This window comes from Bacteroides sp. BFG-606 (assembly GCF_024788145.1).
Lineage (GTDB): Bacteria > Bacteroidota > Bacteroidia > Bacteroidales > Bacteroidaceae > Bacteroides > Bacteroides vicugnae.
Map to the genome: position 1 here is coordinate 990,207 of NZ_JANUIL010000001.1, position 16,459 is coordinate 1,006,665.

General features: G+C 40.5%; 10 protein-coding genes and 2 pseudogenes. 7 read left to right on the top strand and 5 right to left on the bottom strand.

The window, feature by feature from the left end; translation table 11 throughout:
• Nucleotides 1–411: 411 nt before the first annotated feature.
• From dprA to NXV01_RS03805, 3 genes are read right to left on the bottom strand one after another with little or no spacing between them, the layout of a single operon-like run.
• Nucleotides 412–1,536: a DNA-processing protein DprA gene (dprA, locus tag NXV01_RS03795; RefSeq protein ID WP_259021745.1), complete on the bottom strand. Its 1,125-nt coding sequence runs from the start codon at nt 1,534–1,536 to the stop codon at nt 412–414.
• A complete protein-coding gene (locus NXV01_RS03800; RefSeq protein ID WP_148366876.1) occupies nt 1,533–1,934 on the bottom strand; it encodes a thioesterase family protein in 402 nt (133 codons plus the stop codon). The genes dprA and NXV01_RS03800 overlap by 4 nt, the downstream gene beginning before the upstream one ends.
• A 40-nt stretch (nt 1,935–1,974) precedes the next feature.
• Entirely contained in the window at nt 1,975–3,258 is a 1,284-nt protein-coding gene (locus NXV01_RS03805) for a peptidase U32 family protein (protein ID WP_217720836.1), read from the bottom strand.
• Nucleotides 3,259–3,282: 24 nt separating this feature from the next.
• Between NXV01_RS03805 and NXV01_RS03810 the strand changes: the two are divergent.
• Together NXV01_RS03810 and dusB are read left to right on the top strand one after the other, a co-directional pair.
• A pseudogene (locus NXV01_RS03810) lies at nt 3,283–5,258 on the top strand (RNA-binding domain-containing protein).
• A gap of 14 nt (nt 5,259–5,272) precedes the next feature.
• Nucleotides 5,273–6,268: a tRNA dihydrouridine synthase DusB gene (dusB, locus tag NXV01_RS03815; RefSeq protein WP_217720834.1), complete on the top strand. Its 996-nt coding sequence runs from the start codon at nt 5,273–5,275 to the stop codon at nt 6,266–6,268.
• Nucleotides 6,269–6,358: 90 nt separating this feature from the next.
• Here dusB and NXV01_RS03820 read toward each other — a convergent pair whose 3' ends face one another.
• Together NXV01_RS03820 and NXV01_RS03825 are read right to left on the bottom strand one after the other, a co-directional pair.
• Complete coding sequence (locus NXV01_RS03820; RefSeq protein WP_148366879.1) at nt 6,359–7,324, bottom strand: phosphatase PAP2 family protein; 966 nt, start codon at nt 7,322–7,324, stop codon at nt 6,359–6,361.
• The gene (locus tag NXV01_RS03825; protein WP_148366880.1) at nt 7,315–8,322 is read right to left on the bottom strand and encodes an NAD(P)-dependent oxidoreductase; all 1,008 of its coding nucleotides are present in this window, start codon (nt 8,320–8,322) and stop codon (nt 7,315–7,317) included. The genes NXV01_RS03820 and NXV01_RS03825 overlap by 10 nt, the downstream gene beginning before the upstream one ends.
• Before the next feature lie 44 nt (nt 8,323–8,366).
• On the opposite strand from NXV01_RS03825, the pseudogene NXV01_RS03830 reads away from it, so the two are divergent.
• From NXV01_RS03830 to NXV01_RS03850, 5 genes and pseudogenes are all read left to right on the top strand, one after another.
• A pseudogene (locus tag NXV01_RS03830) lies at nt 8,367–8,998 on the top strand (RNA polymerase sigma-70 factor).
• Between the two features lie 36 nt (nt 8,999–9,034).
• Entirely contained in the window at nt 9,035–10,198 is a 1,164-nt protein-coding gene (locus NXV01_RS03835; RefSeq protein WP_148366881.1) for a FecR family protein, read from the top strand.
• A gap of 152 nt (nt 10,199–10,350) precedes the next feature.
• Nucleotides 10,351–13,941: a SusC/RagA family TonB-linked outer membrane protein gene (locus tag NXV01_RS03840; protein ID WP_259021747.1), complete on the top strand. Its 3,591-nt coding sequence runs from the start codon at nt 10,351–10,353 to the stop codon at nt 13,939–13,941.
• A gap of 23 nt (nt 13,942–13,964) precedes the next feature.
• Nucleotides 13,965–15,533, top strand: a complete 1,569-nt coding sequence (locus NXV01_RS03845) for a RagB/SusD family nutrient uptake outer membrane protein (RefSeq protein ID WP_148366906.1) — start codon at nt 13,965–13,967, stop codon at nt 15,531–15,533.
• Nucleotides 15,534–15,554: 21 nt separating this feature from the next.
• Nucleotides 15,555–16,451, top strand: a complete 897-nt coding sequence (locus NXV01_RS03850; protein WP_259021748.1) for a putative zinc-binding metallopeptidase — start codon at nt 15,555–15,557, stop codon at nt 16,449–16,451.
• The last annotated feature ends 8 nt before the right edge of the window (nt 16,452–16,459 follow it).

Below are 16,459 nucleotides of genomic sequence, written 5' to 3' on the forward strand. Positions count from 1 at the left end.
GCAAAATCTTTCCTTTAAAAGGAACGCCCTGTTGGTTTAAAACCAAAGCATCGTTCCTTTAAAACCAACGGGGTGTTCCTTTTAAACCAAGAAAACACTTATATTCAGACCTTATTTTCTAATTTTCCCAGAAGCTGTAATGATATTCAGGAAGACTTACTTTCCTCCCTATTACTTATCTCAAAAGCATCCTACTTTAGCCATCAAAAGCGCACCGTGTACGATAACAGTGAAAATCAGTGAAAGAAATTAAAAGAGAAACAAATACGACAGAATTATTTGGAGGTTAGTTTGCAAAGACATACATTTGTCATGTGATTTTTTTCATAGTATTAGATTTAAGGTTAACAAAGGTTGGAGCAAGGCGTTGCTCCTTTTTTTATATCCATATATAAGGTTAGTCTATACGAGTTAATTCAATAACTGATACATTCCTCCTGCTAATACACGAACTACTCCTTTCATTTCCAATTCAAAAAGAATAGCATTTATCTGATGTACGGGAATATCTGCTTCTACCACCAGAGAATTAATCTGCAAATTCCCCTGTTTCTCCAGGATAGAGACAATCTTTTGTTCTTCTTCGGACAAGTCGGGAAAAAGACTACGTTGCACATTTACTTTCCCGGAAAAAGTTGCCGGTATATTCCATCCCATTGCGTGTACAAGATCTTCAGCCGATAATAGTAAGGAAGCCTTATTATCTCTAATCAACCGATTACACCCCTTTGAATATTCATCATTTATCCGCCCGGGAAAAGCAAAACAATCGCGGTGATAGCTTTCAGCAAGTTCAGCAGTGATTAATGAGCCTCCTTTTTCTGCCGATTCAATAACAACCGTAGCATCACACATACCTGCGACAATACGGTTACGGCTGACAAAATTATGTTTGTCGGGATTCGTGCCGGACAGAAATTCGGTCAACAGTCCTCCTTTTTCGAGCATATCAATGGCCGTTTTTCGATGGACATAAGGATAAATGCGATCCAGACCATGGGCAAGAACACCTACCGTAGGCAGGTCATTGACCAGTGCTTCACGATGTGCATGGATATCGATCCCATAAGCAAGCCCGCTGACTACCAACACATCAGGACAAAGTGTTTTCAGATCGCGTAAGAAAGAGGCGCAAATACGGGTACCATAATCAGTGGCATTACGGGTGCCTACCATATTTATGATATGCAGGGAATTCAAATCGGTATTTCCTTTAAAGAAAAGGACGATAGGAGCATCTTCACATTCCCGCAAACGGGAAGGGTAAGCCTCATCATGGAAAGTCAGGCAGGAGATCCGGTTCTTCCGGATAAATTCATATTCCTGTTCGGCGCGGATCACAGCTTGCGGACAATCCAACGCCTCTATCACCCGTTGACTCACTTCAGGAATACGTTCCGGTATTTCTTTACGCAGGCGGAAGACATCAACAGCATTGTTCATTCCGTCTATCAAATGTTTCGCCCCTATGTGCCCGATACCGGGCACCATTGTCAGGGCGATACTATAAATCTGTTCTTCCTCGGAACTGCTCATTTCAGGTAAGGGGCAAAGACGCTATCGAATAATTCGCTGTCACTCAAACGTCCGTTTACCACACATACCGTTTCAACAGTGGATTTCACTACTACTTTATGATCACTCTTACGGAAAATATCCTGATAGAACACATATTTGATACCTTCCTTCTTCATATAGAGTTTAGAGACAAACTCGTCTCCGCTTTTCAACGGCGTTTTGAATGCCATATTAATGCGTGCCACTACCGGATCGACTCCCTGTTCGTGAAGTGCAGCAAAGCTGACACCGACCGACGTCAGAAATTCATGACGGGTATGTTCCAGATAATGCTGATAGTTCGCATTATTAACAATTCCTTGAAGGTCGCACTCGTAATCACGCACCTTCATTTCCAATTCATAGATATAGTTCATTTAAATTGAGAATTGAGAATTAAAAGTTGAGAAATAATGGTTAGCCTCTTTTTTGCTCAATATCGAGTCCCTTGAACTTCTTCAGTTCTTCGGTTGATACCAGTTTATACAGTTTGTCACTGGGGCGTATCTTATCCGATTTCATCGAGAAGTGCTGGCCTTTCTTCACAGTCTGCACGGATTCCAAGTCAACACGTGCCTCTTCCAAAGTCATGAATAGAGCACCCGTAGTCGGTCCGGTAATGAGAAGTTTATCGCCTACGCTGACTTCCGCAGCCTCTACCAGAAATTCGGAAACTCCGATATTAGAGAAGTATTTGATACCTTTACCTACATATATCTTACGTTCCGTAGCTGCCGAACCATAGTTTCTGGTCCATTCACCTAAACGTTGTCCCAAGTAATAACCATCCCAGAAGCCGCGGTTGAATACAGTTTTCAGACGTTCGTCCCAAGCTGCAATCTTTTCATCGGTAAATGTCCCTTCCAGATAAGCCTTGATCGCCTCTTTGTAACATTCTACCACTGTCCGTACATATTCAGGTCCACGGGCACGGCCTTCAATTTTGAATACACGCACACCGGCATCCAACATCTTATTCATAAAGTGGATGGTCTTCAAATCTTTCGGTGACATGATATATTCGTTATCAATATCCAGTTCCACATCCGTCTCTTTGTCACGGACAGTATAGGAACGGCGGCATACCTGCATACAAGCACCACGGTTGGCAGAATGGTTCATCTCATGTAAAGAGAGGTAACATTTACCCGATACAGCCATACAAAGCGCCCCGTGACAGAACATCTCAATGCGAATCTGTTCACCGCTCGGACCACAAATATGTTCTTCCTGAATCTGACGATAGATTTCGGCTACCTGCTCCAGATTCAACTCACGGGCCAATACTACCACATCTGCAAATTGTGCGTAGAATTTTAAAGCCTCTGCATTGGAGATGTTCAGTTGAGTAGAAAGGTGTACCTCCTGCCCTATCTGACGGGCATAATTCATCACCGCCACGTCAGCAGCAATCACAGCAGAAATACCGGCTTCCTTGGCTGCATCGACAATGGTGTGCATCAATGCAATATCTTTATCATAGATAATCGTGTTGACCGTCAGATAACTTTTCATTCCGTGTTCATCACACGTACGGGCGATTTCCCGCAAATCATCAATCGTAAACGTATTGGCCGAACGGGCACGCATGTTCAGGTTTTCTATACCGAAATAAATAGAATCGGCACCTGCCTGAATAGCCGCAGCAAGAGATTCACGCGAACCGACAGGAGCCATTATTTCAAAATCTTTTATATTCATCTTATTGTCTGATAATCATTAAATATGATAGAAGTATGCAAAGGTACGAATTTATCCGTATTTTTGCAGAGAATAAAGCAGAAAGAAGAAATGGAAAATAAGAAACCAATCGTACTCAACAATTTGGAAGAGTGGGATTTTACCGACTATATAGACTCACTTATACAAAAAGAGGAGGCTGTAGATCTGGAATTCAAAATTGCCAAAGATGGTCTTCCCAATAGTTTGTGGGATACTTATTCTTCTTTTGCCAACACAGACGGAGGAGTCATTATACTTGGAGTGAAAGAGCATAAACAGCAATTTATCATCGAAGGACTGACTAAAGAGCAAATCAGCCAGTACAAAAAAGACTTCTGGAATCAGATTAATAACACGGAGTGCGTAAACGAGAATCTACTTTCAGACAATGACTTATATGAAGGTTGTTATAAAGAAAGAAATCTTCTTCTCATCTATGTCCCCAGGGCCAGTCGCACGCAACGCCCTATTTATAGAACAAAAAATCCATTTAGCGGACATACATTTAAACGTAACCACGAAGGAAACTATAAATGTACAGATGCTGAAGTGAAACGTATGATTGCCGATTCGGACGAAAGTCATCCACGGGATTCAAGGATTTTATGCAATTATTCCATGGAAGATATCGACAAGGAAACTTTGACGCAATATAGACAGCTCTTCGCTAATCTGAAACCGTCTCATCCTTGGCTTAGTCTGAATGATTTAGAATTCCTCACTAAGCTGGAAGCATATCGCAAAGACCGGCATACCAAAGAAGAAGGATTCACTTTAGCCGGAATACTTATGTTCGGAAAAACAGAAAGTATCACTGATCCTGAATGTGCCCCCAATTATTTTCCCGACTACAGGGAACATTTGGGAGCAGACGATTCTCTTAGATGGTCGGATCGCATTTGTCCGGACGGAACCTGGGAAGCGAATCTCTTTCAGTTCTACCGTAAAGTATATCCCAAACTAACAGCCATATTGCCTAAACCTTTCCAAATAAGAAATGGTATACGCATTGACGCCCCCCCACGCACATTGCCATACGCGAAGCATTTATCAATACGCTTATTCACTGCGACTTCTCGGAAGAAGGGAACATTGTTGTCGAACAATGGGTAGATAAATACCGCTTCAAGAACCCCGGAACGATGTTGGTCAGTAAAACGCAATATTATTCAGGCGGAGATAGCGTATGCCGCAATAAAGCATTGCAAAAAATGTTCATGCTCATCGGTTTTTCAGAGAAAGCAGGAAGCGGAGTGAACAAGATTATAAAAGGTTGGAGAGAAGCTAACTGGCAGAAACCGTATGTTGAGGAATTTAATCGTCCGGACAAGGTAGAATTAACTCTACCGATGATTAGTTTATTACCGGATGACACTGTCATCAAACTAAAAAAGTTGTTTGATGGAAAGATTGAAACACTGACACAAGATGAATTAACCGTTTTGGTCACTTGTTATAGTGAAAGCGAAATCAATAACACTCAATTACAATATGTCGTTCCACAACATCGTTCGGATATTACAAAGATGCTGAAAAAACTTTGTAATGAAGGATTCTTGATTTCAGCAGGAAATGGCAGGGGAACGAAATACCATATTAATGAATCCGAGGGAAAGGTTGACAGCTCGGAGAATAATATGGAGAGTTCCGGTACAAAGGTTGGAACCTCGGAGAATAATATAGAGAGTTCCAGTACAAAGGTTGGAACCTCGGAGAACAATATAGAGAATTCCGGTACAAAGGTTGGAACCTCAAAAAGACTCAAGTTTGAAGAACTCCAATCCATAATAATGTCTATTGCGGAGGATTATATCACCATAAATGAAATAGCTAAGAAAGTCGATCGAACGATTGATTATATAGCAAATAAGATTATTCCCAAGATGATAAAAAATGGAACAATCGAACATCTATATCCCGGAATCCCTAACCATCCGAAGCAGAAATATAAAGCAACCAATAAAAAAACAAATAATTAGCAGTAATACTATATATGAAGATAGATCAAATAGATCTGGGTAAATATCCCATCCTACTCGCTCCCATGGAAGACGTGACTGATCCGGCTTTCCGCCTGATGTGCAAGAAATTTGGAGCAGACATGGTATACACCGAGTTTGTATCAAGCGACGCACTGATACGTGCTGTCAGCAAGACCGCGCAGAAACTAAGTATCAGTGATGCCGAACGTCCGGTTGCCATCCAAATATACGGAAAAGATACGGAAACGATGGTGGAAGCTGCCAAGATTGTGGAACAGGCACAACCTGATATTCTGGATATCAATTTCGGATGCCCGGTAAAAAGAGTAGCCGGAAAAGGAGCGGGAGCAGGTATGTTACAGAATATCCCCAAGATGCTGGAGATCACCCGTGCGGTAGTAGATGCGGTGAAAATCCCCGTAACGGTCAAAACCCGTCTGGGGTGGGATGCTAACAACAAAGTAATTGTAGAGTTGGCAGAACAGCTACAGGATTGCGGCATCGCTGCACTGACTATACATGGCCGCACCCGTGCACAAATGTACACCGGAGAAGCCGACTGGACGCTGATAGGCGAAGTGAAGAATAATCCACGGATGCATATTCCTATTATCGGTAATGGTGACGTGACGACGCCTCAACGCTGCAAAGAGTGTTTTGACCGTTATGGAGTAGATGCTGTCATGATTGGTCGTGCCAGCTTCGGACGACCATGGATATTCAAGGAAATAAAACACTATCTGAAGACAGGTGAGGAATTACCACCGCTAAGTTTCGAATGGTGCATGGAAGTGCTTCGTCAGGAAGTGATCGACAGTGTGGATTTGCTCGATGAACGCAGAGGTATTCTCCACGTACGCCGTCATTTGGCCGCTAGCCCACTATTCAAAGGAATACCTAATTTCCGTAACACACGCATCGCCATGCTACGGGCAGAAACAAAGGAAGAACTTTTCCGCATATTTGAAGAAATCACTTCCCAGCGTAAAGAGAATTCGGAATTTTAATCCATTATAAACCATCATCTTCATCCGCAAACTCTGACTCCTGCGGATGGAGATTACCTGTTTCAAAAGACAGAAGTATATTCCTATTTTCTACTTGAACATCGGCTGTGCAAACCACTTCTTAAACATCCAGGTCGCAACTACATACAATAGGAATGCAGAGAAAAATCCCACAATGGCGTCAATCACATAATGTGCCTGAATATATACGGTTGCCCCGCAAAGCAACATATAGAAAGGTATAAGACAAGCAAACAATTTCTTACTGCCACGCCATGCCATAATCATCAAAATAGTAGAAATACCGACGTGCGAACTGGGGAATGCCGCCGTAGGACGTTCCCCTACTTGCTGCGAACCTTCCACTAAATTATAAAAGAATCCATGCTGATACCCCGGTCCGGGAAGTAACTCCTGATTATGATTGAAATAGTCACCGATAGCCGGAAAAATACCTTTAGATACATTATCAATTCCGATAGCAGGGAAATAGAATTGAGGTCCTGCAACAGGAACGAATATATAAATCAGATAATAGATAAAGAAAGAAGTGACAAGAACAAAAGACATTTTTTCGAACCACTCAAACTTATAAATGAAATAAAACAGAGCCACAATCAGCATCATCGGATAATAAAAGAAATATCCCATATTGAATGCTTCGCTAACTATAAGATGCGGAAATGTATGACAAAACCAGATAGCAGGCTGTCCATTGAAAATAAACTGTTCGGCAGTTGCAAACACATGGTCCAGATTCGGAAAGAAACGATTGAACTCGAAAGTATCCGGATACCAGTAAGACAATAAACTCATCTGAATGACAATACGCACAAATGCTGAAAATTTACAGGGGGCAAGACGATAAAGATACATCAGTAAAAAAGTCATTGCTGCAATCATAGCCCTATCCAGCAACATATGCCATGGATGATCCATCCGCTGAAACAGGAACAGAATCAGTATGGAAGTCAACAGATTATAAATCAGTGTAATCTTTTCCACAGCAAACAACCCTTTCCGGGTTTCTATGCGCTTAAATAAGTCTAAAGCCATCCTTCATTTTTATACCAGGCAATGGTTTCACGCACTCCCTTTTCCAAATCATATTCGGGCACATACCCAAGTTCTTTCATCGCCGGGGATATGTCACATTGCCAGTTGCGTTGTTTCATTATCTTATATTTATCCGAATTCAGAGTACTGCTCCTCCCGGAACGTGTAGCAATGAATTCAGCGAACAAAGATATAACTTTTAGCACAATTAACGGACATTTCAAGTGAAGAACAAACGGATTACCCAATTCTTTTTGTATCAGGTCCGAAAATGCACGGCTTTTATAGATTCTCCCATCTGTCAGGAAATACGCTTTCTGGACTACTTTTTTCTCCATTCCCAGAAATATCGCTTGCACAATGTCTTTCACATAAACAAAAGTCAGATCCTGACGACGGAAACCTACCGAGAAATCAACATGCTTCTGAATGGACTTTGCCATCAGGAAATAGTCTGACTCACGGGGACCATAGACTCCCGTAGGACGATAAATGACATAAGGAAAACCGGGAATACTCTGAATATATAATTCCGCTTTCAATTTACTTAATCCATAAGCCGTATTAGGCATCGGAGTGTCTTCTCCGCTTATCGGAGTATAATCCTTCTCGCGTACAGGTCCGAATACACTCAACGTACTAATATATATAAACTGCTTCGGAACCATATTCAGTTCCTTCAGTGTATCTATAAAATATTTGGTCTGAAGATAATTCACATAATCAAAGGTCTTTTTATCAGAACACTTTGTCACACCAGCGCAATGGATGATGTAATCAAACTTACTGTAAGTACCTTTATGCCCGGAGAGTTGGGCACGAAGCTCATTAGGATGCGCAAAGTCGAGTTCCAGAAAGTGAATTTTCCGGTTCTTCAAATACTGCTTGCTACTCGTAGGACGAATTCCGGCCCACACACCAAACTTTCGTTTCAACGCTTCCTCCACGATGAAACTCCCTATAAAACCACTTGCGCCTGTAATTAAAACACTCTCCATTATTACTTCCCAGGTTCTACATGAATATTGATTCAAAAAATATGATGCCGCAAAGATACGATAAATATAAAATAAAAGCCATTTTGCTTTTCTCAATTATTATTTGTTTATTTGCAACGCGATTTATTTACTATTCAACACTTTTAAAAGCACGTGGAAGATAAGGCCGATTTTGATTTTCTTTTTTAAAGAGTACTATCCTCAACTTTATTATTACGCATTTCATCTGATTAATAATATGGAGGCTAGTAAGGATATCGTGAGCGACGCCTTCGAATTTATTTGGGCCAATTATGCTAAAATAGACAAAGCCACTGCTAAATCTTATCTATATGTTTATGTCCGCAACAAAAGCATTGACTTTTTGCGACACCAGAATACACATGAACAGTATGTACAAATCTATTCTGAACTGACCAAAAGTTATGTTGAAACGGAGTATCAGGAGCAGGATGAAAGAATGATGCATATCAGCAAAGCTATGGAAAAGCTGACTCCACATACCAGACACATTTTAGAAGAATGCTATATTCAACGTAAGAAATATCAGGAAGTAGCGGAGGAACTGAATATCAGTGTCAGTGCAGTCAGGAAGCATATTGTGAAAGCATTGCAGGTGATACGTGAAGAATGTGCAAAAAAAATCATAAATCAGGTGTCTTTATTTTATGATTAAACGTAATATAAATAAGTATGATACAGTCGAACAGTGATGAATAAAGATATTGACAATATAGATAATACAGATAAATCTGTAGAGAAGGCACTCGACATTATGGAGAGTTCTTCAGAAATAAACGTCGAACAACTGCAGGAAATGCTTAAAGATGAGGAAGCCCTGCAAGCTTGTCGTGACATCATGGATAGTAGTCTTTTCCTGCAACAAAAAAGTGAAATAGAACTACCCAATATAGAGATGGAGTTAGAACGATTCAAGAAAAAACAATACGCAGCAAGAATGCGCTCCAACCTCTGGAAAACAAGTATTGGAATAGCCGCTATGGTTACCGTTCTATTTGGAACTTACTATCTAATCAACAGCCTGACAACTCCTGCACTTGAACCAATCACTGTATTCACTGCTGATACTACTCCCCAACACATCACCCTGCAAAAAGATAACGGAGAAAAGATTGTATTAGACGAACCGCAATCAACCAATCAAACCTTACCGCAGAAAGTGATCTCAAAACCGGAGGAAAAAGAACTGGATTACAGACAAGTGATTTCAACGACCACACAAACACATGTACTCACCGTACCACGTGGCGAAAGCTTCAAAGTAGTATTATGTGACGGGACGGAAGTCTGGCTCAATGCCAATAGCAACTTTGTCTACCCTACGGCCTTTATTGGCGACGAACGTATTGTCACTTTAGAAGGCGAGGCTTATTTTAAAGTGACCAAAGATCCGAAGCGGCCTTTCATCGTAAAAACCAAAACAGTGCAGACACGTGTTCTCGGTACTGAATTCAATATACGTAGTTATACGCCCGAAGATACCCATGTAGTACTTATCAATGGAAAAGTAGAAATCAGCAACACTAAAGGAGGATCATATACCAGACTATATCCGGGAGAAGATGCACACCTGCAATCTGATGGTAACTTTATTCTAGCGGAAGTAGACCTAGACTCATACGTCTATTGGAAAGATGGCTATTTCTATTTTGATGATGTCACATTGAAAGATATTATGCAAAATCTGGGACGTTGGTACAATGTAAACATAGAATTCAGAAACAAAGAAGCAATGGAGTATAAAATGCACTTTATATCCGATCGTACCAAAGATTTAGAGCACACTATTTCATTACTTAACAGAATGAAAAAAGTAACAGTCACCTTGCAAGGCAATACGCTCACCGTAGACTAGGTTTTTATTGCATAAGTATAACAAATCTATGCAAGAAACAGCAAAATATCACTTTTCTTAAAAAATAATTCGCAAAAGGGGTATCTATTTTTTTGAACTCATACGCACTAGTATTATAAACATATTCAAATAGTGTTATTAAAAACAAACGTATGAGAAATTATTGGAACCTATTTATTGTGTGCTTTCTATGCATATTGTGCTTCCAGCCCTATCGGGTAAATGCTCAAGTACAATCACAAAAGAAAATCACAATTGAATTTAGCAACGAACGATTACCGTCCGTACTAAAACGTCTAGAAAAACTTTCCGGATACAAAGTCCTATTTACGTATGATGATGTCAAGAAATTCACTGTTTCAGGCTCCATCAAAGATAAGAGCATAGAACAAACTCTCGACATTATCCTAGCTAACAAGCCATTAGAATATCATATTGAAGACCAATTTATCACAATCACTACCAAAGGACCTTCCAAACAAGCGAAAGTATTTAATGTAAAAGGAGTAGTTATTTCTGGTGATGACGGGCAGCCGCTCATCGGCGCAACAGTTGTTATCAAAGGAAGTAAGTCGGGGGTATTAACGGACATAGATGGGAAGTTTTCTATAGAAAATGTATCCAATAAATCTCTGTTACAATTTTCTTATATAGGAATGAAACCGCAAGATCTGACTCCTACTCCGACTATGAATGTTACATTAATGCCTGATGTACAAACTCTATCTGAAGTAGTAGTAACAGGTATGCAAAAAATGGATAAACGTCTGTTTACGGGAGCAACCAACCAATTGTCCGCAGATGAAGTCAAACTAGATGGTTTGCCTGATATTAGCCGGGGACTCGAAGGACGTGCCGCAGGTGTATCCGTACAAAATGTTTCCGGTACATTTGGTACCGCCCCGAAAATCCGAGTACGTGGTGCCACATCTATTTTCGGCAGTTCAAAGCCATTGTGGGTGGTAGATGGAGTAATTATGGAAGATGCAATTGATGTAGGTCCGGATGATTTATCCTCAGGTGATGCAGAAACTCTAATCAGTTCTGCTATTGCCGGCTTGAACTCCGATGATATTGAAAGCTTTCAAATATTGAAAGACGGATCAGCAACCTCTATCTATGGTGCACGAGCCATGGCAGGGGTTATTGTAGTAACTACCAAAAAGGGAAAAGCCGGTGTCAGCAAAATCAGCTACACCGGTGAGTTTACAACTCGTATGATTCCCAGTTATAAAGAATTCAATATTATGAATTCACAGGAACAAATGGGAATCTATAAAGAGATGGAACAAAAAGGATGGCTTAATAATAGCGATACCTATCGTGCAAAAGATAGCGGAGTGTATGGACGTATGTATCAATTGATCAATCAATATAATCCAGTTACAGGGCTATTCGGACTTGCCAATACTCCAGAAGCACGCAATGCTTACCTGCGCGAAGCGGAAATGAGAAATACCGATTGGTTTGATGCTTTATTTTCCAACAACATCACCCAGAATCATTCTGTCAGTATCACTTCCGGAACAGAAAAGTCTTCATTCTATGCTTCATTAAGTGCTATGTCAGACCCGGGCTGGTACAAGCAAAGTGAAGTAAAACGCTATACAGCTAATTTAAATACAACATATAATATATATAAGAATTTATCTATAAATTTAATCTCTAGTGCTTCCTACCGTAAGCAAAAAGCGCCCGGAACACTAAGTTCAGAAGTGAATGCAGCCAGTGGAGAAGTCACCCGTCAATTTGACATCAATCCATATTCGTATGCACTAAACACATCACGTGCATTGGATCCGGCAGTGGACTATACAGCCAACTACGCACCATTCAATATCCTTCATGAATTGGATAACAATTATATGGACTTAAACGTAGTTGACGTTAAATTCCAAGGAGAAGTAAAATGGAAAGCACTTCCTGAATTAGAGCTTAGCGCATTAGGAGCAGTCAGATATCAAGCTTCTTCACAAGAGCATAATATTAAAGACCACTCGAATCAGGCAACAGCATATCGCACAGGAATGGATGACGCCACTATTCGTGACAACAATAATTTACTCTACACCAACCCCGACAATCCTTATGCTTTACCCATCAGCATACTGCCGGAAGGCGGTATTTATCAACGTAAGGACTATCGCATGCTAGGAGTAGACTTTCGTGCCACAGCATCCTGGAATCATTTATTTGCAGAAAAGCATATAACCAATCTTTTCGCCGGCATGGAGGTGAATGATTTAAAACGTATGCAAAATTATTTTCAAGGATGGGGAATGCAATATACAATGGGGGAAATACCATCGTACGTCTATGAATTCTTCAAGAAAGGTATTGAGTCCGGTGAAAACTATTATGGATTAAACCATACCACAACAAGGAGTGTAGCTGGTTTTGCCAATGCAACCTATTCTTATGATGGCCGTTATACAATAAACGGAACATTCCGCTATGAAGGCACCAACCGTATGGGAAAAAGCCGTTCTTCCCGATGGTTGCCTACATGGAATATATCAGGAGCATGGAATGTACATGAAGAAAAATTCTTTGAAACATTCAGTTCTGTGCTGTCACATTTAACATTCAAAGCATCTTATTCTTTAACGGCCGACAGAGGTCCGGAATATGTAACGAATTCACATGCCATAATCACCAGCTATTCTCCATTTCGCCCTTTCACTAACGGACAGGAAACCGGACTTTATGTATCCGACCCCGAAAATAGTGAATTGACTTACGAAAAGAAGCATGAGTTAAACATCGGTGCTGACATGGGATTCTTAGACAACCGGATCAACTTCTCAATCGACTGGTATAAACGCAACAACTATGACCTGATTGGTATAACTCCAACACAGGGAGTAGGTGGTTCTATCTACAAATATGCCAATATAGCCTCCATGAAGTCACATGGCATTGAATTCACCATCTCAAGCAAGAATATCCAATCGAAAGACTTCTCATGGAACACGGATTTCATCTTTTCCAAAGCAAAAAATGAAGTGACCGAACTTAACGCCCGATCAAGCGTGATGGACCTGGTTTCAGGTTATGGTTTTGCACGTCAGGGCTACCCGGTACGTGGTTTGTTCTCTATCCCATTTGTCGGTCTAAGTTCAAATGGTATCCCTATGTATAATATCAATGGAAAAATAACCAGTACGGATATTGATTTTCAAACACGTGACAATATAGACTATCTAAAATATGAAGGTCCCACTGATCCTACTATAACAGGTAGCTTTGGTAATATCTTCACCTATAAAGCATTCAAGTTAAATGTATTTATCACCTATTCATTTGGTAATGTAGTACGTTTAAATCCATGCTTCAACTATCAATACAGTGACTTATCCTCTATGCCCCGTGAATTCAAAAATCGCTGGACAGTTCCGGGTGATGAGAAGCATACCAATATCCCTGCCATCATTTCCAAACGTCAATATGAAGACAATAAAGATTTGATGTATGCATATAATGCCTATAATTACTCTACAGAACGAATTGCCAAAGGAGACTTTATTCGTATGAAGGAGATTTCCTTGTCCTATGATTTTCCCAAATCATGGATTACATCAGCAAAGATATCCAATTTATCTTTAAAACTTCAGGCTACCAATTTATTCCTAATTTACGCAGATAAAAAGCTAAACGGACAGGACCCGGAATTTTTCAATACCGGTGGAGTTGCCTCCCCTGTGCCCCGTCAGTTCACATTAACTCTTAGATTAGGATTTTAACCATTCAGATAATTATAAAAATGATGAAATACAAAAACGTATTATATACAGCAGTCATTTCAACCTTATGCCTGGGAACAACCTCCTGTAGCGATTTTTTGGATGAAATGCCGGATAACCGAACAGAACTAACTACCGAAGAGAGTATTACCAAAGTATTGGTATCTGCATACCCTATGACCACCAATTGTCACATAGGAGAATTCTACAGTGACAACATTGATGAAAATAGTAAAGCATACAGCTATCTTTTCCGGTTAAATGAGCACTTGTATCGCTGGCAGCAAACCACTGAAGAGAATCAAGACTCACCTCATGCCTTATGGAATGATTGTTATAATTCGATTGCATCAGCCAACCAAGCTCTGGCAGCTATTGAGCAAATGGGAAACCCTCAATCATTGTCAGCGCAAAAAGGGGAAGCTTTAATATGTCGCGCATATAATCATTTCATATTAGCTACGACATTCTGCAAAGCATATGGTACAAATGCAGATAAAGACTTAGGTATACCTTACATAAAGGAACCAGAAACATCTGTAAATCCACAATACTCACGTGGAACAGTTGCCGAAGTCTACCAAAATATCGCAGCCGATTTAGAAGAAGGATTGCCTCTAATCGACGACAATATTTACTCACGAGTGAAATATCATTTTAATAAAAAAGCTGCCTATGCATTTGCTGCCCGCTTTTATCTATATTACACACAGCCGGATTTTTCTAACTGCCAGAAGGTTATCAATTATGCCAATATAGTACTCGGCACAAATGCTTCCCAATATTTACGTGACTGGGCTGCATTAGGAGCTTTATCTCCCAACAAGAATATACAGCCGAACGCTTATGTAGATGCAGATAATCGGGCAAATCTACTGGTTATATCAGCAGCTTCATATTGGCCATTAGTTTCCGATCCGGGTTATGCCAACTGTGAAAGATACTGCATGAATAATATTACTGCCTCGGAAAGTTGTAAATCCGAAGGTCCATGGGGAGACCAGTCAAGCTACCATCAAATTCCATTTGCGCCTGGTGGCTCTATCAAAAACGGATTCCGCCGTTTAGTCATCTATCAGCAATTCACATCAGGCAACAGCTGGATCGGTTATATGCTGTATCCTGCTTTCACTACCGATGAAGCATTGCTTTGCCGGGCTGAAGCTTACACATTACTAAAGCGTTACGACGAAGCTGCAGCCGATATAGATGTCTGGCAGAAAGCCTTTACGAAAAATACGCGGCCCCTAACCAAAGAAACAATCAATGATTTTTATGCTCAACTAAAATATTACAAGCCGGAAGCTCCGACGGTAAAGAAGGAATTACATCCGGATTTTGTAATAGAAAAAGGCATGCAAGAGAATCTGATACATTGTATTCTACATGCAAGACGCCTGCTAACTTTAGAAGAGGGACTTAGATGGCAAGATATAAAACGCTATGGTATCGTAATCTACCGCCGCTACTATGAAGGTTATACTTTAGTGAATATCACCGACAAGATGGACACGAATGATCCCAGACGTGCTATTCAACTACCAGCCAGTGTCATTACAGCAGGTATGCAACCAAATCCAAGAAATGACTAACTAACTTAAGGAGGGAAAAATATGAAGAAATACATCATATATAGTTTAATCATGACATTAACCTGTGGACTGGGTGCTTGCAACAACGACGAGGACGTGGACAAAGCAAACAGCATCTTCTCTACAGAGGAAGTAGAACGCAGCCTATTCGATAACTGGATATTGGGCAATTACACCCATCCATATAATATCGCATTGAAATATCGCATGGAAGATAACGAGAGCGACATGACACATATATTAGCTCCTGCCGACTATAAGAAATCCGTAGTACTGGCTAAAATTATCAAACATGTATGGCTGGAAGCATACGATGAAGCGACCGGTAATCCAGACTTTTTACGTCAATACATCCCCAAGACCATTCACTTTATCGGCTCTCCTGCCTATGAAGACAATGGAACCATGGTATTAGGAACGGCTGAAGGAGGCATGAAAATTACATTATACAATGTAAATGACATCAATCCTGATAAAATAGATATCAATCTGCTAAACGAATATTATTTCCAGACAATGCACCATGAGTTCGCCCACATCCTGCATCAAACCAAAAACTATGATCCAGCATTTGATCGCATCACAGAAAATGCCTATATCGGCAGCGATTGGTATATGGTGGGAGCTAACCGTAACGCATGGCAACAAGGATTTGTCACTTCTTATGCAATGAGTGAATCGCGTGAAGATTTTGTCGAGAACATTGCAGTGTATGTCACAAATACAGAAAGCTACTGGAATAATATGTTACAGAGTGCCGGTGAACGTGGCCGTGCACTTATCAAACAGAAATTCGAAATAGTCTATAGTTATATGGAACAAACCTGGGGAATCAATCTGGACGAATTACGCGACATCGTTCTACGCCGCCAGGATGATATAGCAAACGGCAATGTAGACTTAAGTATTATTGAATAAACTATGAA

What these genes read in the sequence shown, in the direction of transcription:
- dusB (WP_217720834.1), top strand. Translation starts at nt 5,273, where the DNA reads ATGAAGATAGATCAAATAGATCTGGGTAAATATCCCATCCTACTCGCT.
- NXV01_RS03835 (WP_148366881.1), top strand. Translation starts at nt 9,035, where the DNA reads ATGAATAAAGATATTGACAATATAGATAATACAGATAAATCTGTAGAG.
- NXV01_RS03850 (WP_259021748.1), top strand. Translation starts at nt 15,555, where the DNA reads ATGAAGAAATACATCATATATAGTTTAATCATGACATTAACCTGTGGA.
- NXV01_RS03840 (WP_259021747.1), top strand. Translation starts at nt 10,351, where the DNA reads ATGAGAAATTATTGGAACCTATTTATTGTGTGCTTTCTATGCATATTG.
- NXV01_RS03800 (WP_148366876.1), bottom strand. Translation starts at nt 1,934, where the DNA reads ATGAACTATATCTATGAATTGGAAATGAAGGTGCGTGATTACGAGTGC.
- dprA (WP_259021745.1), bottom strand. Translation starts at nt 1,536, where the DNA reads ATGAGCAGTTCCGAGGAAGAACAGATTTATAGTATCGCCCTGACAATG.
- NXV01_RS03845 (WP_148366906.1), top strand. Translation starts at nt 13,965, where the DNA reads ATGAAATACAAAAACGTATTATATACAGCAGTCATTTCAACCTTATGC.
- NXV01_RS03805 (WP_217720836.1), bottom strand. Translation starts at nt 3,258, where the DNA reads ATGAATATAAAAGATTTTGAAATAATGGCTCCTGTCGGTTCGCGTGAA.
- NXV01_RS03820 (WP_148366879.1), bottom strand. Translation starts at nt 7,324, where the DNA reads ATGGCTTTAGACTTATTTAAGCGCATAGAAACCCGGAAAGGGTTGTTT.
- NXV01_RS03825 (WP_148366880.1), bottom strand. Translation starts at nt 8,322, where the DNA reads ATGGAGAGTGTTTTAATTACAGGCGCAAGTGGTTTTATAGGGAGTTTC.